The sequence below is a fragment of the Marinobacter shengliensis genome, assembly GCF_030297115.1.
Lineage (GTDB): Bacteria > Pseudomonadota > Gammaproteobacteria > Pseudomonadales > Oleiphilaceae > Marinobacter > Marinobacter shengliensis.
In genome coordinates this window covers 2,613,490-2,633,880 of record NZ_AP028062.1, presented here as the reverse complement: position 1 = coordinate 2,633,880, position 20,391 = coordinate 2,613,490, and the positions used below count along the sequence as shown (strand labels likewise).

At 57.8% G+C, this 20,391-nt stretch carries 21 protein-coding genes; 10 read left to right on the top strand and 11 right to left on the bottom strand.

The window, feature by feature from the left end:
• The first annotated feature begins 11 nt into the window (after window positions 1-11).
• The 6 genes from surE to QUE75_RS12075 all read left to right on the top strand — a co-directional run bounded on the left by surE (window position 12) and on the right by QUE75_RS12075 (window position 5,443).
• Window positions 12-782: a 5'/3'-nucleotidase SurE gene (gene surE / locus QUE75_RS12100; protein WP_061332667.1), complete on the top strand. Its 771-nt coding sequence runs from the start codon at window positions 12-14 to the stop codon at window positions 780-782.
• The gene (locus QUE75_RS12095; RefSeq protein ID WP_061332668.1) at window positions 779-1,435 is read left to right on the top strand and encodes a protein-L-isoaspartate(D-aspartate) O-methyltransferase; all 657 of its coding nucleotides are present in this window, start codon (window positions 779-781) and stop codon (window positions 1,433-1,435) included. The genes surE and QUE75_RS12095 overlap by 4 nt, the downstream gene beginning before the upstream one ends.
• The gene (locus QUE75_RS12090) at window positions 1,435-2,412 is read left to right on the top strand and encodes a DUF368 domain-containing protein (protein WP_286250411.1); all 978 of its coding nucleotides are present in this window, start codon (window positions 1,435-1,437) and stop codon (window positions 2,410-2,412) included. The genes QUE75_RS12095 and QUE75_RS12090 overlap by 1 nt, the downstream gene beginning before the upstream one ends.
• A gap of 312 nt (window positions 2,413-2,724) precedes the next feature.
• A complete protein-coding gene (locus QUE75_RS12085; protein ID WP_396631712.1) occupies window positions 2,725-3,480 on the top strand; it encodes a peptidoglycan DD-metalloendopeptidase family protein in 756 nt (251 codons plus the stop codon).
• A 304-nt stretch (window positions 3,481-3,784) separates the two neighbouring features.
• Complete coding sequence (gene rpoS, locus QUE75_RS12080) at window positions 3,785-4,672, top strand: RNA polymerase sigma factor RpoS (protein ID WP_230714637.1); 888 nt, start codon at window positions 3,785-3,787, stop codon at window positions 4,670-4,672.
• Between the two features lie 195 nt (window positions 4,673-4,867).
• A complete protein-coding gene (locus QUE75_RS12075) occupies window positions 4,868-5,443 on the top strand; it encodes a chalcone isomerase family protein (RefSeq protein WP_058090333.1) in 576 nt (191 codons plus the stop codon).
• A gap of 56 nt (window positions 5,444-5,499) precedes the next feature.
• On the opposite strand, the gene nth is transcribed toward QUE75_RS12075, so the two are convergent.
• Genes nth through metG form a run of 8 tightly spaced genes read right to left on the bottom strand, consistent with a single transcriptional unit; the run spans window position 5,500 to window position 13,719 of the window.
• Window positions 5,500-6,138, bottom strand: coding sequence for an endonuclease III (gene nth, locus QUE75_RS12070; protein ID WP_106693693.1), 639 nt, complete (start codon window positions 6,136-6,138; stop codon window positions 5,500-5,502).
• Between the two features lie 20 nt (window positions 6,139-6,158).
• On the bottom strand, window positions 6,159-6,875 hold the full coding sequence (locus QUE75_RS12065; RefSeq protein ID WP_286250405.1) for an electron transport complex subunit E: 717 nt from the start codon (window positions 6,873-6,875) through the stop codon (window positions 6,159-6,161).
• A gap of 2 nt (window positions 6,876-6,877) precedes the next feature.
• Window positions 6,878-7,579 (bottom strand): electron transport complex subunit RsxG, encoded by a 702-nt coding sequence (gene rsxG, locus QUE75_RS12060; protein WP_286250403.1) that lies wholly within the window; start codon window positions 7,577-7,579, stop codon window positions 6,878-6,880.
• A gap of 3 nt (window positions 7,580-7,582) precedes the next feature.
• Complete coding sequence (rsxD, locus tag QUE75_RS12055) at window positions 7,583-8,635, bottom strand: electron transport complex subunit RsxD (protein ID WP_286250401.1); 1,053 nt, start codon at window positions 8,633-8,635, stop codon at window positions 7,583-7,585.
• A 21-nt stretch (window positions 8,636-8,656) separates the two neighbouring features.
• The gene (rsxC, locus tag QUE75_RS12050) at window positions 8,657-10,483 is read right to left on the bottom strand and encodes an electron transport complex subunit RsxC (RefSeq protein WP_286250399.1); all 1,827 of its coding nucleotides are present in this window, start codon (window positions 10,481-10,483) and stop codon (window positions 8,657-8,659) included.
• Window positions 10,483-11,061 (bottom strand): electron transport complex subunit RsxB, encoded by a 579-nt coding sequence (gene rsxB, locus QUE75_RS12045; protein WP_061332676.1) that lies wholly within the window; start codon window positions 11,059-11,061, stop codon window positions 10,483-10,485. The genes rsxC and rsxB overlap by 1 nt, the downstream gene beginning before the upstream one ends.
• Before the next feature lie 15 nt (window positions 11,062-11,076).
• The gene (gene rsxA, locus QUE75_RS12040; RefSeq protein WP_058090326.1) at window positions 11,077-11,658 is read right to left on the bottom strand and encodes an electron transport complex subunit RsxA; all 582 of its coding nucleotides are present in this window, start codon (window positions 11,656-11,658) and stop codon (window positions 11,077-11,079) included.
• A 24-nt stretch (window positions 11,659-11,682) separates the two neighbouring features.
• A complete protein-coding gene (metG, locus tag QUE75_RS12035) occupies window positions 11,683-13,719 on the bottom strand; it encodes a methionine--tRNA ligase (protein WP_286250391.1) in 2,037 nt (678 codons plus the stop codon).
• A gap of 180 nt (window positions 13,720-13,899) precedes the next feature.
• On the opposite strand from metG, the gene apbC reads away from it, so the two are divergent.
• The 4 genes from apbC to QUE75_RS12015 all read left to right on the top strand — a co-directional run bounded on the left by apbC (window position 13,900) and on the right by QUE75_RS12015 (window position 17,800).
• Window positions 13,900-15,000, top strand: coding sequence for an iron-sulfur cluster carrier protein ApbC (gene apbC / locus QUE75_RS12030; protein WP_286250389.1), 1,101 nt, complete (start codon window positions 13,900-13,902; stop codon window positions 14,998-15,000).
• Window positions 15,001-15,300: 300 nt separating this feature from the next.
• A complete protein-coding gene (dcd, locus tag QUE75_RS12025) occupies window positions 15,301-15,867 on the top strand; it encodes a dCTP deaminase (RefSeq protein ID WP_011784457.1) in 567 nt (188 codons plus the stop codon).
• On the top strand, window positions 15,864-16,463 hold the full coding sequence (locus QUE75_RS12020) for a YjaG family protein (protein ID WP_138435517.1): 600 nt from the start codon (window positions 15,864-15,866) through the stop codon (window positions 16,461-16,463). Before dcd ends, QUE75_RS12020 begins: the two co-directional genes overlap by 4 nt.
• A gap of 65 nt (window positions 16,464-16,528) precedes the next feature.
• On the top strand, window positions 16,529-17,800 hold the full coding sequence (locus tag QUE75_RS12015; protein WP_061332680.1) for a valine--pyruvate transaminase: 1,272 nt from the start codon (window positions 16,529-16,531) through the stop codon (window positions 17,798-17,800).
• Window positions 17,801-17,823: 23 nt separating this feature from the next.
• Here the strand turns inward: QUE75_RS12015 and QUE75_RS12010 are convergent, their stop codons facing one another.
• From QUE75_RS12010 to purM, 3 genes are all read right to left on the bottom strand, one after another.
• Window positions 17,824-18,573, bottom strand: coding sequence for a DUF3108 domain-containing protein (locus QUE75_RS12010; RefSeq protein WP_286250379.1), 750 nt, complete (start codon window positions 18,571-18,573; stop codon window positions 17,824-17,826).
• A 72-nt stretch (window positions 18,574-18,645) separates the two neighbouring features.
• A complete protein-coding gene (gene purN / locus QUE75_RS12005) occupies window positions 18,646-19,308 on the bottom strand; it encodes a phosphoribosylglycinamide formyltransferase (protein WP_061332682.1) in 663 nt (220 codons plus the stop codon).
• On the bottom strand, window positions 19,305-20,369 hold the full coding sequence (gene purM, locus QUE75_RS12000; protein ID WP_286250378.1) for a phosphoribosylformylglycinamidine cyclo-ligase: 1,065 nt from the start codon (window positions 20,367-20,369) through the stop codon (window positions 19,305-19,307). The genes purN and purM overlap by 4 nt, the downstream gene beginning before the upstream one ends.
• Window positions 20,370-20,391 lie beyond the last annotated feature (22 nt).

Below are 20,391 nucleotides of genomic sequence, written 5' to 3'. Positions count from 1 at the left end.
CGGAGAACACTGTGCGTATTTTGTTGTCCAATGATGATGGCGTGCATTCGCCGGGTCTTGTGGCCCTGTTTGAAGGCCTTGGGGGCCTTGGTGTGTTGGAGGTGGTTGCGCCGGACCGTGACCACAGCGGAGCCAGTAATGCCTTGACGTTAAGCCGCCCGCTGACGGTGGAAGAGCACCCCAACGGGTTTCACTCGGTTGATGGTACGCCCACCGATTGCGTGCATCTGGCAGTGAACGGCCTGTTCGATCAGCCTTTTGATCGAGTCGTGTCCGGTATCAACACCCACGCCAACCTGGGCGACGACATTATCTATTCCGGAACGGTAGCTGCGGCCACTGAAGGTCGTCACCTTGGGCTACCGGCTATTGCCGTATCACTGGTTAACGATGGCCATTTCCATTATGACACCGCCGCACGGGTGGTTCGTTTGCTGCTGGAAGACAAGCGGGCCCTGGCTTTGGGGCCTCGCTCTATCCTCAATGTGAACGTTCCTGATCTGCCCTGGCACGAACTCTCCGGTATCCAGGTCACTCGCCTGGGCCATCGGGAGAGGGCAGAAGGGGCGGTTCCGATGACCTGCCCCCGAGGCAAGCAGCGCTACTGGATTGGTGCCGCAGGCCGCGGCGGCGATGCCGGGCCTGGCACGGATTTCCATGCGGTACGTGAGGGTTATGTTTCCATTACCCCTGTCCACGTTGATATGACCCGTTACGAAGCGCTGCCGGGGCTGCGGGACTGGGTAGATGGTTTGGAAGGTGCCAGGGGGGCGACATCGTGATCGCTCAACTTGAAGGGATCGGTATGACGTCCAGGCGCACCCGCCTGCGACTGGTGCAGCGGTTACGGGAAGCTGGCATTGAATCAGACCGGGTACTGGAGGTGATTGGTCAGGTACCCCGGCACATCTTTCTGGACGAAGCCCTTGCCCACCGCGCCTACGAGGATACCTCACTACCCATCGGCTATGGCCAGACCCTCTCCCAGCCCTACATTGTTGCCCGCATGACGGAGCTGCTGCTGGCGCATCAGCCGGCCCGGGTGCTGGAGCTTGGCACCGGTTCCGGGTATCAGACCACGGTGTTGTCGCAGTTGTTCGATGACATCTACAGCGTTGAACGCATACGCCCGTTGCAGGAGCGAGCCCGGGACCGTCTGCGGCAGCTCAATATTCGCAATGTCATGCTCAAGCATGCGGATGGTGGTATGGGCTGGCCCGAGCGGGGGCCTTTTGACGGCATTATCGTGACCGCTGCGCCGGTAGACGTGCCGCAGGAATTGCTCGATCAGCTAGCCGATGGTGGTGTACTGATCGCCCCGGTTGGCGAGCACCAGCAGGTTCTGGTGGAGATCATTCGCCGTGGGGAACGTTTTGAGCGGCGCGAACTGGAGCCTGTTCATTTTGTCCCCTTGCTGGGCGGGGTTGTTCGTTGATGCAGACGACGCCCGATAGCGAAACAAACCGTGAACATCATCCGGTAGCGGTATTCCTGCGGGGTATGGCCATGGGCGCGGCCGATATCGTGCCGGGGGTGTCTGGCGGCACCATTGCGTTCATAACGGGCATCTATTTCCGCCTGCTGGAAGCCATCAGCGCCACACCGGTGGCCTTTGTCCGGAAACTGCTCAAAGGGGATGTGACCGGCTTCTGGCGCTCGGTGGATGGTACCTTCCTGATGTGCCTGCTGGCCGGTGTGTTGACCAGTATTGTGAGCCTGGCCTCGCTGATCACCTGGCTCCTGGATACTCACCCGGTGTTAATCTGGAGCTTCTTTTTCGGCTTGATTGTTGCCTCTGTCTGGCACGTAGGGCAGCAGGTTCGCCGGGTAGCGCCGGTGTTGCTGATTCCCCTGGCGTGCGGCATCGTGTTTGCCTGGTGGGTAACCACATTGCCCGCGAGTGAGCTGTCGCCAACGGGCATTGCTTTCCTGGGTGCGGGGGCGCTGGCTATCTGTGCGATGATCCTGCCCGGCGTCTCTGGCAGTTTTCTGTTGTTGATTATCGGGATGTATGCACCGGTTCTGGCCGCGATAAAATCCGTTGAGCTGGCCCATCTGGGATTGTTTGCTGCAGGATGCTTGATTGGACTTCTGTCTGTCGCCCGGATAATCACCCTGGCGTTCCGGCATTTTCACGACACCGTATTAGCGCTATTGACGGGCTTTATGGTGGGGGCGCTGAGCAAGGTGTGGCCGTGGCAGAAAACCCTGAGTTGGCGTACCAATAGCGCTGGTGAGCAGGTGGCCGTGAGCCAGGCTCCGGTAGGCCCGGAAACCTGGGCCAGCCTGTATGGCCAGGACCCGCAGATAATGCTGGCCATCGCCATGGCCATTGCGGGTTTGGTCGTTGTGCTTGCGTTGGAATGGTTTGGGCGGATATCGGCCCGACGGCACCAGAATGTCGCGCCCTGACCGATAAAAGTGTTACCTGACGCACAAAATATCGTTCCGGACGGTAACAAACCTGTGCGCAGAGTAACTTGGAATTGATTATAAAATGTGCAATATATTAGTAAGTTAGTCCTGAAACATGAGAAATTGCATCGAAAGTGATCAGTTTCTTAGATAGATTTATCATAATCAGGCGTTTGTTATTACGTGATTCTCTTTAGCCGGCACATTCAAGCTGTTCTTCCGACCAGGCTCCCGCCTGCTACGGAAGCGTTCTGCCGGCGGCGCACTGGTCTGCCCGTTGTGGTATCTGCTGTCCTGCTGCTGTTGGCAATGCTTGGCTTATCCGGCTGCAACACCAACGCGATCTATGGCGACGACCTCTACAACCCCCCTGTGTATTGGGGTAGTCATGTTGTGAAACCCGGGGAAACGCTATACGGCATTGCCTGGCGTTATGGCCGGGACTATCGGGAACTGGGGGATGCCAACGGCCTTGCACCACCCTGGAACATCAAAGCAGGGCAGGTGCTGCGGCTGGACAGGAAGGGCACCATTCGCCAGACTGCCCAGGCGTCCTCTCCGCCCAGACAATCCGCGCCTGCTCCCAGGCCCACCACCTCCAGCACCAGGGCACCAGCGCCCACAGCGTCCAAACCTGCTGCCAGAGCACCGGCCCCAGCGACTCAGGCACGAACGGGTAGCCAGGTGGCGTCAGACATTCGCTGGAACTGGCCTCACTCTGGCACCGTTATTGCAAACTTTTCAGAGTCAGGAAAAGTCAACAAAGGTATTGATATTGCCGGAAATCCCGGTGATGCTGTGAAGGCGGCGGCGAGTGGAAGTGTGGTGTATGCCGGTAATGGGTTGCTGGGTTACGGAAACCTGATTATCGTAAATCATAACGAGCACTACCTGAGCGCATACGCCCACAACCGGAAGATTTTGGTGCAGGAAGGAGAGGAGGTAAAAGCCGGACAGGTAATCGCGGAACTGGGCAGTTCTGGTACAGACAAACCGATGTTGCATTTCGAGATTCGCAAGAACGGCAACCCGGTTGACCCGGCCAGATACCTGCCAAGACGTTGATTGATCAGAAAGCTGGATGTTTCTGAGGTGATTGCCAGTAAGGCCTGACAGAAAACCGCAAAGTAAAAAATAAAAACGGCAACTGTGATTGCCAGCCAACAAGCTAATGTCCTGAAGAAAACCACAACCGGAACCAGCCCGCAATAACAAGAAGTATCGGGCGAAACAGGATTATTGAGAGGCGGGGTACACCATGTCAGCAGAGCAAGAAGACATCATTATCGATCGTGTTGCAGATCTGGATGACGCAGACGATCATCTGTTAGCGGAAGACAAGCCTGAAAAGCCATCAGCAGACGACGCGATGGCAGAAGCGGAAGACGACTTTCCCACTCAGGGAAAGTATTTCACCAGTCAGAAGCAGCTCGATGCCACGCAGCTGTACCTTAATGAAATCGGTTTCTCACCACTGCTCACTCCCGAGGAAGAAGTCTACTTCGCGCGGCTGGCCCGCAAAGGCGAAGAGTCTGGCCGCAAGCGGATGATTGAAAGCAACCTGAGACTGGTTGTTAAAATCGCCCGGCGCTACGTGAATCGCGGTCTCACCCTGCTGGACCTGATTGAAGAGGGTAACCTCGGGCTGATCCGGGCTGTTGAAAAATTCGATCCGGAACGGGGCTTCCGGTTTTCAACCTACGCCACCTGGTGGATTCGCCAGACCATCGAGCGGGCGATCATGAATCAGACCCGCACCATCCGCCTGCCCATCCACGTGGTCAAGGAGCTGAACCTTTATCTTCGGGCAGCCCGGGAGTTGACCCAGAAGCTGGACCACGAGCCCACCGCCGAGGAAATCGCACGCATGGTGGACAAGCCGGTGGCGGATGTGAAGCGCATGCTCGGCCTTAATGAGCGCGTGGCGTCCATGGACACGCCGATTGGTGCCGGCAGCGACAAATCGCTGTTGGACACCGTCGCCGATGAGGGCGCTCTGGACCCGGCGGATCTGCTTCAGGACAACAACATGTGTTCCTGCCTGGAAAAGTGGATTGACCAGCTGAGCGACAAACAGCAGGAAGTGCTTTCCCGCCGTTTTGGGTTGCGCGGTTACCCCATCAGTACCCTGGAAGAGGTGGGCCAGGAAATCGGGTTGACCCGTGAACGAGTGCGCCAGATCCAGGTTGAGGCGTTACGGCGTCTCAGGGAAATTCTGGAAAAAGAAGGTTTGTCTGGTAGCTTGCTGTTTAAATAGCCCCGGAGCCAGGGAAAAGGAAAAGCCAGCCATGGCAACATGGCTGGCTTTTTTGTTAAATGTGGCAGCAATTGAGAACCAGGTGGCGATAGGCCTCTAATTTTCATTGTTAGAATGTCGTCTCCCGGCGGGAATAGGGTGTCGAATCCGGGGACGAATGAAACATTCAATAATAATGATCGAAAGGAAAGGACTATGAAGAAGACGCTTATCACAGGTTTCGCATCTCTGCTGCTGACAGGCGCTTTGGCTGCACCGGCTTATGCCCTGAATGTTGGCGGTGTCGATGTGCCGGACACCTATTCTGCCATGGGGCAGGAGTTGCAGCTTAATGGCGCAGGAACTCGCTCCAAGTGGTTTATGAATCTGTACGTTGGTGGCCTTTATGTACCGGAGAAAGTGGCCGATGCTGAAGCGGTTATTGATGCCGATGAGCCCCAGGCCATTACCCTGCATATCACCTCTGGCATGATCACCAGCGAGCGCATGACGGAAGCCACTATGGAGGGATTCCAAGCGTCCACCGGTGGTGACCTGTCTGGTATTCAGGCTGAGGTAGACCAGTTCATGGCGGTATTCCAGGAAGAGATCAAAGAAGGCGATGTCTTCGATCTGGTCTATGTGCCGGAGCAGGGCGTTCAGGTGCTTAAAAACGGTGAACAGCGCGACACCGTGGGCGACCTGGAGTTCAAGAAAGCCTTGTTTGGTATCTGGCTGTCTGACAAGCCGGCTCAGAAAGACCTTAAAGAAAAGATGCTGGGCAAACGCTGAAGCAACCTGTTTGCCTACAAAAAAAGCCGGCATTTGCCGGCTTTTTTAATGTTGGATTACTGGTAGTCCCGTTTGTGCTTGAATTCGCAAAGATCTTCAATCAGACACGCCCCACACTTGGGCTTGCGGGCGGTACAGGTGTATCGGCCATGCAGAATCAGCCAATGGTGGGCATCCATCAGAAACTCTTTAGGCACCAGCCTCATCAGTCGTTTCTCAACTTCGACCACATTTTTACCCGGCGCAATACCGGTGCGGTTTGAAACCCGGAAAATATGGGTATCAACCGCCATTGCAGGCTGTCGGAATGCTGTATTCAAAACCACGTTGGCGGTTTTACGACCAACGCCGGGCAGGGCTTCCAGGGCCTCACGGTTGTCCGGTACCTGACTGTTGTGCTGCTCCATCAGAATCTTGCAGGTTTTGATGACATTCTCGGCTTTACTGTTAAACAGGCCGATGGTTTTTATATAGTCCTTCAGGCCGTCCACGCCCAAGGCGTAGATGGCCTCGGGTGTGTTGGCGACGGGATACAGTTTATCGGTGGCCTTGTTCACCCCTACGTCCGTTGCCTGAGCAGACAGAATCACGGCAATCAGCAGCTCAAACGGCGTACTGTAGTTCAGCTCTGTCGTGGGATTGGGGTTTTCGTCCCGTAGCCGGGTGAAAATCTCAATGCGCTTCTGTTTGTTCATCGTGGCTCAAAATGCATTGTTCAGGAAATGGTGCCGGTTACCCGTACCCGTTTACTGCCTGCGCTGGTGCTTGCGGGCTCTGCCGCCGTCCGGCGTTCTTTGATCTGGTGGTCAATGCCGTTCTTGAGTGCAATCAGCAAGCCGAGACCAACGAAAGCCCCCGGCGGCAGTACCATAAACAGCATATCCGGGTAGTGTTCAAAGGGTCGGATCACCCAATCACTCGCCATGGGGCCCAGCAAAAGATGCATGTCTGCGAACAGGGTTCCCTGGCCAACGAGTTCCCGCATTCCACCCAGTACCACCAGCACCGCCAGAAAGCCGAGGCCCATCATGGCGCCATCCAGCAGTGCAGGTAGCGGCGGGTTCTTGGACGCAAAGGCATCGGCACGGCCAAGAATGGCGCAGTTGGTCACGATCAGCGGAATGAAAATGCCAAGAATCTGGTAAAGCTCGTAGGTGAAGGCCTGCATCAGCAATTCGGCACAGGTTACAAACGATGCAATGATCATCACAAACGCCGGAAGGCGGACGGATTCGTTGACGAAGTTACGGATGATGGAGACCGACAGGTTGGAGCCAATCAGAACCATCAGCGTGGCGATACCGAGGCCAATGGCATTCACCACGGTGCTGGTTACGGCCAGCAGCGGGCATAAGCCGAGCACCTGAACCAGGGCCGGGTTATTGGTCCACAGGCCGTCTCTGATGATTTCAGCGGATGATTTAGTGGCCATGATCAGGAATGCTCCGCAGGAGTGGATTCACCGGCAATGGCTTCCGGAGTCAGGGTTCGGTTTCTGGGCGCGGGTGGTTCGTTCAGCCGCTCCCGGATAATATCCCGGTTCTGGCGGAAGTAGACCAGCGAATGCTGTACGGCTTTGACCACCGCCCGGGGCGTGATGGTGGCACCGGTAAACTGGTCAAACACACCACCGTTCTTTTTTACGTTCCACTGCTCGGCGGGCGGACTGCCCAGCGAGCGACCATCAAAACTGTACACCCAGTCGGATTTCCGGGTTTCAATACGGTCTCCGAGCCCCGGGGTTTCCCGGTGGTTAGTGACCCGCACACCCAGTATGCGGCCGTCCAGATCAATGCCTACCAGCAATCGGATTTCGCCGGAATAACCATCCGGAGCAACGGCTGGCAGGATCATGCCAATTGTCTGGCCATTGCGCCGGGCCACCCAGGCTTTGACCGGTTCACTGCCCGGTTGGCGAGCATTGGCGGGCAGAGTGATGACATCGCGCAGCATATCGTTGTCGTGCTGGTGTTCGGGGATAATCTCAAACAGGGCGCGCGCTTCGGCCCGCTCGGCCTGTTCCTGGATGCGGTCTTTGGTGATGCCCTGGGTCAGGGCAATGGTGCCACCCGTGATGACGGCAAACAGCCCGAGGCCGATGGCACTGCGACGGATAGAGGTCGTAATGGCATTCATCGCTTAACCTCCACTCTTGCTGGGCACGCCACGCTTGGCCTTGTGATGACCGTAGGTTCTGGGCGGGGTGTAGTGGTCGATAAACGGCACCGCGAAATTCATCAGCAGCACACTGAATGCTATTGCATCGGGGTAATTGCCCCAGGTTCGAATCAGATAAACCAGCACGCCAATGCCGGCGCCATAGATCAGCTTGCCCTGGTGACTGGTGGCGGCCGAGACCGGGTCGGTGGCGATAAAGAAAGCACCCAGCATGGTGCCGCCGGCCAGCAGGTGAAGTTGTAATGGTGCGTACATGTCGGCATTGCTACCGAATGCCAGACTCATCACAACGATGGCGGCCAGGAAAGCGACGGGTATATGCCAGGTGATGATTCGGAGCCAGATCAGTAACAGGCCGCCAGCCAGAAAGGCCAGGTTGACCCATTCCCAGCCACGGGCAACCAGGTCGCCAAAGGTTGGGTGCTGCAGCACTTCGGCGGCGGTGTGGGTGGCGATCTTGTGTTTGTATTCGTCCAGTGGCGTCGCCATGGTCCAGGCATCGATGGTGGTCTGGCTGGCGGAGAAGATAGTGGCCAGGGTTTCACCAAAACCCGGTGCGCCACCCCACAGGGTTGCCGCCTGGGCCCAGTTGGTGGTCATTGCCACCGGGAAGGAAATGAGTGCCAGGGCATAGCCCACCATGGCCGGATTGAATGGGTTCGACCCAAGCCCGCCGTATAGCTGTTTAGCTACGACAATGGCGGAAATCACCGCGATGGCGGAAACCCACCAGGGTGCGAACTGTGGCAGCGACAAGCCGAGCAGCAGACCGGTTACCGCGGCGGTATTGTCTTTGAGGAAGAACGAAATGGGTTTGCCGCGCAGTTTCAGGATCGCCGCTTCTGAAGCCAGGGCCAGGGCGATACACCAGACCACATTGATCAGGTTGCCCCAACCGAAAAACAGGGTCTGGGCGATCAGGCCAGGTATGGCCGCCAGAATAACCCAGAGCATAACCCGGGATGTCGGCCGGGCATTTCGGGCATGGGGTGATGACTGTTGAACTAATGCCATAAACGATAAGCCTGCAGTGGGTTACTCGGAGGACGCATCCGAGGTGTTGGTGGCCATCTGGCCCCGGGCTTCGGCCAGGGCCTCGCGGGCCCGTTCCACCCGGTCGTGATTCTTGGCCACAGCTCGTTCCAGCTTCTCCACGTTGTCGGCCTGCTGGGCCCTGGCTTCCTCCAGCATGCCCTGCATGGTGCTGAGTTTGGTTTCGGCTTGCATCAGCTGCTTTTCCAGCGTTTCAATATCGGGCTGTTCAACGGCGGGCGCAGCTGCCGGCGCCGGTTCCGCTGTCTGGGCAGCCTTGGCTTTCTTGCGCTCAAGGGCCTGTTGCACCAGCGCCGCCTTTGCCGCCCGCTCATCGGTGGCTTCACCCTCGGCAACCGTTTGTTCCGCTTCGGCCTGTTTCTGGGCCTGGGCTTCGGCGGCCGCCTTTGCCCGTTCTTTGCGCCGCAGCTCTTTCTCCTGCTGTTCCCGCTCCAACCGGGCCTGGCGGGCTTCAAAGCGCTCGCGGGCGTGATCGGATTTCAGCTGCTCCGCACGCTGCTTACGGATCTCATCCTTGGCGTAGCGGTAGTATTGAACCAGGGGAATGGAGCTTGGGCAGACGTAGGAGCAGGCGCCACACTCGATGCAATCAAACAGGTTCAGGTGTTCCGCTTTCTCGAATTCGGAGGCCTTCGAGTACCAGAACAGCTGTTGGGGCAGCAGTTCCATCGGGCAGGCCTCGGCACACTGGCTGCAGCGGATACAGGGCTGTTCCGGTGGCGGCGCGGGCAACTCGTCAACGGTGGCGGCAATGATGCAGTTGGATGTTTTAACCAGCGGTATGGTGTCTGTGGTGAGGGTGTACCCCATCATCGGCCCGCCAAGCACCAGCCTGTTCAGCTGGCTCTTTTGCAGCCCGGCACTTTCAAGCAGGTAACTGACCGGTGTCCCTACCAGTATTTCGAAGTTGCCCGGCTCACCAACGGCCTTGCCAGTAACTGTGACAATGCGGGAGATCAAGGGCTTGCCTTCGAAAACAGCCCGGGACACCGCCATTGCGGTGCCGACGTTCTGGCACATCACGCCGATATCGGCGGGAATGCCTCCACTGGGCACTTCCAGGCCAGTCAGAATCTGGACCAGCTGTTTTTCCCCGCCGGACGGATACTTGGTGGGAATCACCGCAATCTCAATCTGGGTGCCCTGAACCGCTTCCCGCATGGCGGCAATGGCTTCGGGTTTGTTGTCTTCGATACCGACCACACAGCGGGACGGCCGAAGAATCCAGGCCATCACTTTCAAGCCATTGACGACCTCTGTGGCGTGTTCGCGCATGGTCATGTCGTCGGCGGTGATGTACGGCTCGCACTCTGCACCGTTGAGAATCAGGGTTTCGACTTTGCGATCCCGGGGCGGGCGCAATTTGATGTCGGTAGGGAAGCCGGCGCCGCCCATACCGGCAATGCCCGCTTCCCGGATCAAGTGCAGTACCTTCTCCCGGTCCAGTTTGTGATAATCGCCGATGGGCTCAAGTTGGCACCACTGGTCTTCGCCATCGGGTTTCAGCACCACGCACCAGTCAGACATGCCAGAAGGGTGAGGAACCGGTCGCAGTTCAATGGCTTCGATAACGCCAGATGTAGACGCATGCACCGGCACGCCCATGCCAGTAGTGACATCGGCAATCTTCTGGCCCTTGAGTACACGCTCGCCAACCTCAACAATGACTTCAGCCGGCTCACCGATGTGCTGTTGTAGCGGCAGTACCAAACGTTCCGGTATGCCGGCCATGCGAATGGGGCGGCTGGTGGACTGGTGTTTGTTTTCAGACGGATGAACACCGCCGGAAAAATCCCATAGTTGCGTCATCAGGCACGGGCTCCCTGGCGATCAGTAGCAATAATGGTTGGTTCCGGGGGAGACCAGGTCCAGCTTCGTATGTCTGGCTCAATGGTGACCATGTCAATACAGTCCACGGGGCAGGGCTCCACACACAGGTCACAGCCTGTGCACTCGCTCTCAATAACGGTGTGCATATGTTTTGCGGAGCCAAGAATGGCGTCCACCGGGCAAGCCTGAATGCATTTGGTGCAGCCAATGCATTCGTCTTCTCGAATAACCGCAACCCGCTTGGCCTGAGCCACACCATGTTCGGCGTCCAGCGGCTGAGGTTCCACATCCAGCAGGTCGGCCAGCGCCTTGATGGTGGTTTCACCGCCTGGCGGGCATTTGTTGATGGCATCACCGTTGGCGATGGCTTCGGCGTAGGGGCGGCAGCCGGGGAAACCGCATTGGCCGCATTGGGTTTGAGGCAGCAGAGCATCTATCTGCTCGACCAGGGGGTTACCTTCAACCTTGAAGCGCTCAGAAGCAAAGCCCAGCAATCCGCCGAACACCAGAGCCAGGGCGAGCAGCACCACAACGGCTATCAGGAAACTTGTCCACATAAATCAACCGCTCCGTCAGACCGCAACCAGGCCAGTGAAACCCAGGAATGCCAGCGCCATCAAGCCTGCGGTGATCAAGCCGATAGACGCCCCCCTGAAGGCCACTGGTACATCAGATACGGCAATCCGTTCCCGCATGGCGGCAAACAGCACCAGCACCAGCGAGAAGCCTGCAGCAGCGCCGAAGCCGTACAAAACCGATTCAACGAAGTTGTTGTTCTTGTTGATGTTCAACAGGGCCACGCCAAGCACCGCACAGTTGGTAGTGATCAGCGGCAGGAAAATGCCCAGTACGCGGTAGAGCAGGGGGCTGGTCTTGCGGACCACCATTTCGGTGAACTGAACCACCACGGCAATCACCAGGATAAACGTGATGGTTCTCAGGAACGCCAGATCAAGGGGCTCCAGCAGATAGGTATACGCCAGGTAACTGCACACCGATGCCAGCGTCAGCACAAACGTGGTGGCCAGGGACATACCCATGGCGGTTTCCAGCTTGCCGGAAACCCCCATGAACGGACACAGCCCCAGGAACTGCACCAGCACGAAGTTGTTCACCAGAATGGTACTGACCAGTATCAGCAAATACTCTGTCATCGGAGTGTCTCTGCCTGTTGCTGCTTACATGACCCGCATGCCGGGCGTGGCACCGGAATCGGGCGACAGAATGAAAATTTCTTTACCCCCGGGGCCCGCCGCCAGGACCATGCCTTCGGACATGCCAAACTTCATCTTGCGGGGTTTCAGGTTGGCCACCATCACGGTCATGCGGCCTTCCAGATCCTCCGGTTTGTAAGCTGACTTGATACCAGCAAACACATTGCGCTCGCCATGCCCCACATCAAGAGTCAGGCGAAGAAGCTTGTCGGCGCCCTCAACATGTTCGGCTTTGACAATCTTTGCCACGCGAAGATCCACTTTGGCGAAATCCGGGAACTCAATCTCGTCTGCAACTGGCTCCAGATCCTGCGCAGGCTGCTTATTGGTGTCGCCCAGTGCCGCTGGCAGCTCTTCTTTCGAGGCATCCAGCATTTTCTCGATCTGCACCATGTCGACCCGGTTCATCAGGGGCTTGAACTTGTCGATACCATGATCTTCCAGAAGTTCATGGCGGCGATTCCAGTTAAGCCGGTCATTCAGGAACGATTCGGAGGCCTGGGCCATCTTGGGCAGCACCGGTGCCAGATACGTGATCAGCAGGCGGAACATGTTGATGGCGTTGGTACAGATGGCCTGCAGCTTGTCATCCTGGCCTTCCTGCTTGGCGATCACCCATGGCTGCTCGTCGTTCACGTACTGGTTGGCAATGTCGGCCAGCTCCATGATCCGGCGCATGGCGCGGCCGAACTCTCGTGTTTCGTAGAACTCGGCAATCTGCTCACCCGCGTCGATAAACTCTTTCAGCTTGTCCTGTTCGGTGACCTTGCCCAGCTTGCCGTCAAAGCGCTTGGTGATGAACCCGGCGCTGCGGCTGGCGATGTTCACCACCTTGCCCACCAGGTCTGAATTCACCCGGGCGGCGAAGTCTTCCAGGTTCAGGTCCATGTCATCCACGCCACCGGTCAGCTTGGCGGCGAAGTAGTAGCGCAGGTATTCCGGGTTCAGATGGTCCAGATAGGTGCGGGCCATGATGAAGGTGCCGCGGGATTTGGACATCTTCTTGCCGTTGACCGTGACAAAACCATGGGCCCAGACCGCCGTTGGCGTGCGGAAACCGGCATCGTGCAGCATCGACGGCCAGAACAGGGCGTGGAAGTTGATGATGTCCTTGCCGATGAAGTGGTACACCTCGGCGGTGGAATCTTTCTTCCAGAAATGCTCGAAATCAATGCCTTCGCGGTTACACAGGTTCTTGAAGCTGGCCAGGTAACCGATAGGCGCGTCCAGCCACACATAGAAATACTTGCCGGGCGCATCCGGAATCTCAAACCCGAAATAGGGCGCATCCCGGCTGATATCCCACTCCTGCAGGCCCGCATCCAGCCACTCGGCCAGCTTGTTGGCCACCTGCGGCTGAAGGGCACCACTGCGGGTCCACTTGCTCAGGAAATCGTGGAACTCCGGCAGCTTGAAGAAATAGTGCTCGGACTCTTTCTCAACCGGCGTAGCGCCCGACACCGCAGAGCGGGGATTGATCAGCTCGGCAGGGGTATAGGTGGCGCCACAGGCTTCGCAGTTATCGCCGTACTGATCTTCCGCCTTACACTTGGGGCAAGTGCCCTTGATGAAACGGTCCGCCAGGAACATCTGCTTTTCAGGATCATAGAACTGGGTGATATTGCGGGTGGCGATATTCCCGTTCTGCTGGATCTGGCGGTAAATGTACTCGGAGAAAAACTGGTTCTCCTCCGAATGGGTGGAATAGTAGTTATTGAAACGGATGTGGAAGCCGGCGAAGTCTTCCTGATGCTCCTGGCGAATCCGGTCAATCAGCTGCTCCGGGGTAATCCCCTCACGCTCGGCCCGCAGCATGATGGCAGTGCCATGGGCATCGTCGGCGCAAACGTAGTAGCAGTTGTGGCCACGCATATTCTGGTAGCGCACCCAGATATCGGTCTGAATGTATTCCAGCAGGTGCCCCAGATGAATGGGCCCGTTGGCGTAGGGCAGGGCGCTGGTAACCAGGATATCGCGCTGTTGCTTGCTCGCTTGCGTCATGGTGATGTCCGAACCTTATGTTGAGTCGGGTTGGAAAGACAAAAACGGGGTTTCGGCGACAATCGCAATTGATTGTTCCAGGTAAAGACCCCATATGGTCAGAAACGGGCACAGATGATACCTTCCAAGCCATCATTTTTCACCTGCATTCAAGCTTATCAGCTTATTCCGGAGACCCCGATGACCCAGATTTCCCAACAGGCCCTAGAAACTGCCGTCAAAGAATACCGAGACCCCTATCTCAACAAGGACCTGTACGCACTGGGTGCCGTGAAAAGCCTGACCGCCGACGACAACGGCAAGGTCACTCTCATGGTGGAACTGCCGTACCCCTCCAAGGGCATCGCCGGCGGCCTGAAACAGATCGTCGCCAACGCTCTGGAATTTGTGGATGGCGTGGAAAGCGCTGAAGTTCACGTGGCCCAGAAGATCCACAGCTACAAAACCAACAAAGACCTCCCGGCTGTGCCGGGCGTGAAAAACATCATCGCCGTGGCCTCCGGCAAAGGCGGCGTTGGCAAATCCACCACCGCCGTCAACCTCGCCCTGGCCCTGCAGGCCGAGGGCGCCCGAGTTGGCATCCTCGACGCCGACATCTACGGCCCCAGCATCGGCATGATGCTCGGCGTACCCGAAGGCAAACGCCCGGACGTGCGAGAAAACAAATACTTCGTCCCCATGCAGGCCCACGGCCTGCAAGCCAACTCCATGGCCTTCGTCACCACCGACAAAACACCCATGGTCTGGCGCGGCCCCATGGTCAGCGGCGCGGTGATGCAGCTGCTCCAGCAAACCCTGTGGGATGAACTCGACTACCTCATCATCGACATGCCTCCCGGCACCGGCGACATCCAGCTCACCCTGGCCCAGAAAGTCCCGGTCACCGGCGCCGTCATCGTCACCACCCCCCAGGACATCGCCTTGCTGGACGGCAAAAAAGGCATCGAAATGTTCCGCAAAGTTGAGATCCCGGTGTTGGGCGTGGTCGAAAACATGAGCGTGCACATATGCTCCAACTGCGGCCACGAAGAACCCCTCTTCGGCCACGGCGGCGGCGAACGCATCGCAGAAGAATACGAAACCACCCTCCTGGGCCAGCTCCCCCTGCACATGACCATCCGCGAACAAACCGACAGCGGCGCCCCGACCGTCGCGGCTGAACCGGATTCCGAAGTGGCCAGACGGTACCTGGATATCGCCAGAAGGGTGGGGGCGGAGTTGTCTACCCGGGAGCGGAATCTTGGTGGGACTATCTCCAGTGTTTCTGTCACGGAACACTGAGCCGCCTGTTCAGTTAGTCTTGCCCTAAGCCTGTCTGATTAATCAGGCCCGTCGTAAGGCGATTCCTGAGCAGTCTGCGTAGAGGAAGTGAGGGGCGCTTTCCAAAAATCTCGGAGGCCATGGATGGCCGGAGCGAAGCGCACATGGATGTGCTCGTAGCGTTTTTTGGAAAGCGCCCCTCACTTCCTCTGACTCCAAGCTCACAGGCTTCAGCGAGCACGAACGCCGAGGCTTCGACAGTCACCGAAGTACAAGGTAAACTACGCCCCAATTTTTCCCAGCTGGAAACGAGAATTCACCATGAGCATCAAGTCCGATAAGTGGATCCGCCGGATGTCCGAACAACACGGCATGATCGAACCCTTCGAAGCCGGCCAAGTTCGGGAAAGCGAAAAGGGCCGCGTCATCTCCTACGGCACCTCAAGCTACGGCTACGACGTACGCTGCAGCAACGAATTCAAAATCTTCACCAACGTCCACAGCGCCACCGTAGACCCAAAGAACTTCGATGAAAACAGCTTCGTCAACTACACCGGCGACGTCTGCATCATCCCGCCGAACAGCTTCGCCCTGGCGCGCACCGTGGAATACTTCCGCATCCCCAGAAGCGTACTCACCATCTGCCTGGGCAAAAGCACCTACGCCCGCTGCGGCATCATCGTCAACGTTACCCCGCTGGAACCAGAGTGGGAAGGCCAGGTAACCCTGGAATTCTCCAACACCACCAACCTGCCAGCGAAAATCTACGCCAACGAAGGCGTCGCCCAGATGCTGTTCTTCGAATCCGACGAAATCTGCGAAACCAGCTACAAAGACCGGGGCGGCAAGTACCTTGGCCAGACCGGCGTGACCCTGCCCAGGACATGAACGCCAACCAGTTTCTTAAAGCCGTCTCACAACTGCAGGGCTGGCGCGAATGCGCCTTCCTGCTGGCCCTGGCCGAACGGGCCTTCCCCAACTACGCCCTGTTCGCTGACGCCGTTGGCATGAAAAGCGGTGGCAAAATGCGCCAGCTGCTTGACCTGGCCTGGGATACACTCCAGCAGGAGGCCACCGAAGCGGCCATCCCCCAGTTGCTCACCAAGCTCGAGAGCCTGAGCCCCAACGTGGACGACTACGACGCTTACGGTGTTTACCCGGCCTTCGACTTTTGTCAGTTGCTGGAACAGGCACTGCTCAACCGCCTGAACCCCAACAAACACCGCGCAACCGACGCATCCCAGCTGGCCACCAAGACCATAATGGACTTCGTTGAAATGTCCGAGGGTGAAGAGCTGGATGAAGACCAGTTGGTGCGCCTGTTTGAACAGCATCCGCTGCTCAAGGAAGATAAAATCTTCCAACGCGACACCGTGCTGGCCCTCAAGCGCCAGCGCACGCCACTGGAAGACTTTATCGCCGAACTCAAGGCGGATGCCGCCAACGACGGCGTCAGCAATCTCGGTATTTCCCTCGATAGCTGAGCCGCTCCGGCTCACGCTACACTTATCAGCTACCTATTGAATTGCCTGTAGAACGGATCAGCGCCATGAAACTCTCTGCTTTTGGTCGTAAGTTCACCGCCGACGCCGGTATCACTTCCCTGATGGATGACCTGGGTAACGCCATGGCCTCCGGTGAAGGGATGATCATGATGGGAGGCGGTAATCCCGGGCATATTCCCGAGATTCAGGAGCGGGTGCAGGAAATTCTGGCGGGTATCGCGGCAGATGAGGGGCAGATGCGCCGGCTGGTCGGGATTTATGATCCCCCCCAGGGTGAGAAGCAATTTATCGCCTCGCTGGCGGAATTGCTGAACAAGGAATACAACTGGGGGCTGAAGCCCGAGAACATCGCCCTGACCAATGGCAGCCAGGCGGCGTTCTTCATGCTGTTCAACATGTTTGGCGGCGACTATGGCGATGGCCACCGTAAACACATCCTGCTGCCCCTGGCGCCGGAATACATTGGCTATGCCGATGCTGGTATCGAGCCCGGTCTGTTTCAGGCGGTAAGGCCCGACATTTCCTTCACCGACGCCCATGAGTTCAAGTATCGGGTGGATTTTGATGCGGTGGAAGTGACCGGTGAAACCGGCGCCATCTGCGTATCCCGCCCCACCAACCCGACCGGCAATGTGATTACTGATGAAGAGCTGGCGAGGCTGGAGGGGTTGGCCCGACAACACGATATTCCGTTGATTGTCGATGGCGCCTACGGCACACCCTTCCCGAGCCTACTGTTTGTGGACGCCCAGCCCACCTGGAACGAGCAGATTATTCTGTGCCTGAGTTTGTCCAAGCTGGGTCTGCCGGCGGCTCGCACTGGTATCGTGATTGCGGCGGAGCCGATTATCAAGGCGTTGTCTGGCATTAACGCCATCATGAACCTGGCGACCGGAAGTTTTGGTGCCATGCTGGCCGAGCCTTTGGTGCGCTCTGGTGAGATCCTGTCACTGAGCCGTGATGTGGTTTGTCCGTTCTATAAAGCCAAGATGGAAAGAGCTGTGGAGGCGTTTCGTGACGCCATGGGTGAGGACAGTTGCCGCTGGTACATCCACAAACCAGAAGGCGCCATGTTCCTGTGGCTGTGGTTTCCTGATCTGCCGATTTCCAGCCTGGAGCTTTATCAGCGGCTTAAGCAGAGAGGGGTGCTGGTGGTATCTGGCCACTATTTCTTCCCGGGCTTGCCAGAGGATGACTGGCGCCACCGTCACGAATGCCTGCGCGTAACCTACTCTCAGGACGACGCGCAGGTGGCAGAAGGGCTGAGGATTATCGCAGATGAGGTCAAAGTGGTCTGGGCGGAATCCGGCCGCTAGGGCTGGAGCCGCTCGACGGGTAATCAGTCCCGAATGGTCGCGTCTTTCAGCTTCAGCTCGTATTCGCTGCCATCCGGCTCCACCTGCAGTAATCTGAGCAGCAGGTGGCCCTGGTTTGGATCTATCCACATCAGCGTCTGGCGCTTGGAATCCTCGCCTCGCACCTTTTCCACCTTCAGGGTTTGCGTTGTCTGGCCATTGGTGTTGATGGTGCTGTCGTCGTCAACAACCGCAAAACGATCCTCGTTATAACGACCTTTATCAATGATGTTGTAGGTCAGATCCCGTTCACCGGCTTTTAGATCCTGGTGCATCTGTAGCTGGAAGCCCAGTGGGTCCAGCGCCCCGTCCTGGAGTTCCAGTTCAAAGGATTTGCCTCGGTATTTCCCTGTTGCAATACCTGTCTGCCAGTCGAAATCTATGGACTGCTCCCGATTCCGAATCATCAGGCCTTTGAGGCTGTAGCGGTAGCGAAGCGGAACCACGCGGTCATCTTCCCAGAGAAGGACCACCGATTCGTCTATATCTGCAATAAACGACCTTACCTCTGTGCGATACAGCCACACATTATTGCCCTGATCGGTCAGGCTGCGTTTGCCAGCGCCACTGAGGCTGATGCCTTTTGACATGGACGCAGAGTAGGTGGCCTCGTGGGGGAAGAGGGCTGGGGTCGTGTCTTGAGTATCGGCGGCGGCAACCGTTATCGAGGCCAAACCGAACCAGAGTCCGGCCAGCCAGGTAACGATGCGCAAGGACGCTCTGAGTGTCTTCATCCGGAGCCTCTTTCACTGTATGTGTTTGCGACAGTGTAGCTTTTCAAAAGCCCGAGGGGGATGACAATCTGTTCAGCTGGCGGGTAGGCGCATGGGTTGTGACAGGGGGGCGCCATCAAAGAGCACGCCGTCACTCGCCAGTTGAATCCGGCCTTCACAGAACCAGCGAACCACGATCGGGTATAGCACGTGCTCCTGTTGCTGAACCCGCTCCGCCAGTGAGTCAGGCGTATCGTTTTCCTGCACGGCTACCTCGGCCTGGGCAATCACTGGCCCGCCGTCCAGTTCTTCCGTCACAAAGTGTATGGACACGCCATGCACTTTGTCGCCGGCCTCCAGTACTCTCTGGTGCGTGTTCAGGCCGGTATAAGCTGGCAGCAGGGACGGGTGAATGTTCAGCATCTTGCCGCGGAAGGCCCGAACAAAGTCTTCGGTCAGAATCCGCATGAAGCCTGCCAGCACAATCAGATCCGGGTTGTGGCGGCGGATCTCGGCCATCAGGGCGCCGTCGAATTCCTCACGGCTGCCATAGTCCTTGTGATTGATCACAAAGGTTTTGATATTCGCCTGGGCTGCCCGTTCCAGGGCAAAGGCACCGGGTTTGTTGCAGCCTACGGCCACAATGTCGCCCGGGAAGTCCCGGTCCCGCGAGGCGTCAATCAACGCCTGCAGGTTGGTGCCGCTGCCGGAGGCCAGTACCAGGATGGTCGGGAGTGGCGCGGGATCAGCCTTCATGCTGTGAGTAGTCCCGGTGCGTAGCGCACTTTCGGCTCATCATCGGCTGAGCTGGCCGCTTCAATGACGCCTACCTGCCATACTTTCTCGCCCATGGCATTCAGGGCATCCATGGCCAGCTCTTTCTGGTCGGCGGGAACGCAGACAATCATGCCGATACCGCAGTTAAAGGTGCGGTACATTTCCTCGCTGGCGACACCGCCGGAGTTTTGCAGCCATTGGAATACCGGTGGCAGTTCCCAGCTCTGGGTGTCGATGGCGGCAACTGTGCCAGCCGGCAGCACTCTGGGGATATTCTCAGGCAGGCCGCCGCCGGTGATGTGAGACAGGGCCCGCACGTCCACTTCACGAATCAGTTGCAGTATGTTCTTCACGTAAATGCGGGTGGGCGCCATCAGAGCGTCAGCCAGGGTGCTGTCGCCCATGGGCTGGCTCAGGTCGGCACCGCTGACTTCAATGATCTTGCGAATCAGTGAGTAGCCGTTGGAATGCGGGCCGGAGGAGCCCAGGGCCAGCATCACATCACCCGGCTGGGTGCGGCTGCCATCGATGACTTCACTACGCTCTACAATGCCCACACAGAAACCGGCCAGGTCATAGTCTTCGCCTTCGTACATGCCCGGCATTTCGGCGGTTTCGCCACCCACCAGTGCACAGCCGGACAACTCGCAGCCCTTGCCGATGCCGTCCACGACCTGGGCGGCAATATCCACGTTCAGCTTGCCGGTAGCGTAGTAATCCAGGAAAAACAGGGGCTCTGCGCCGCCTACGATCAAATCGTTCACGCACATGGCGACCAGATCAATGCCGATGCTGTCGTGCTTCTCGAGTTGCATGGCCAGGCGCAGTTTGGTGCCAACGCCGTCGGTGCCCGAGACCAGTACAGGTTCACGGTAACCGGCCGGGATGGAAATCATGGCGCCGAAGCCGCCAAGCCCGCCGAGGACTTCGGGGCGGCGGGTACGGGCTGCCGTGTTCTTGATGCGGTTGACCAGATCGTTACCTGCGTCGATATCAACGCCGGCATCGCGATAGGTGAGGGAAGGCTTCTGTTCGCTCATGGAAATGTAACCGTTGGCCTGT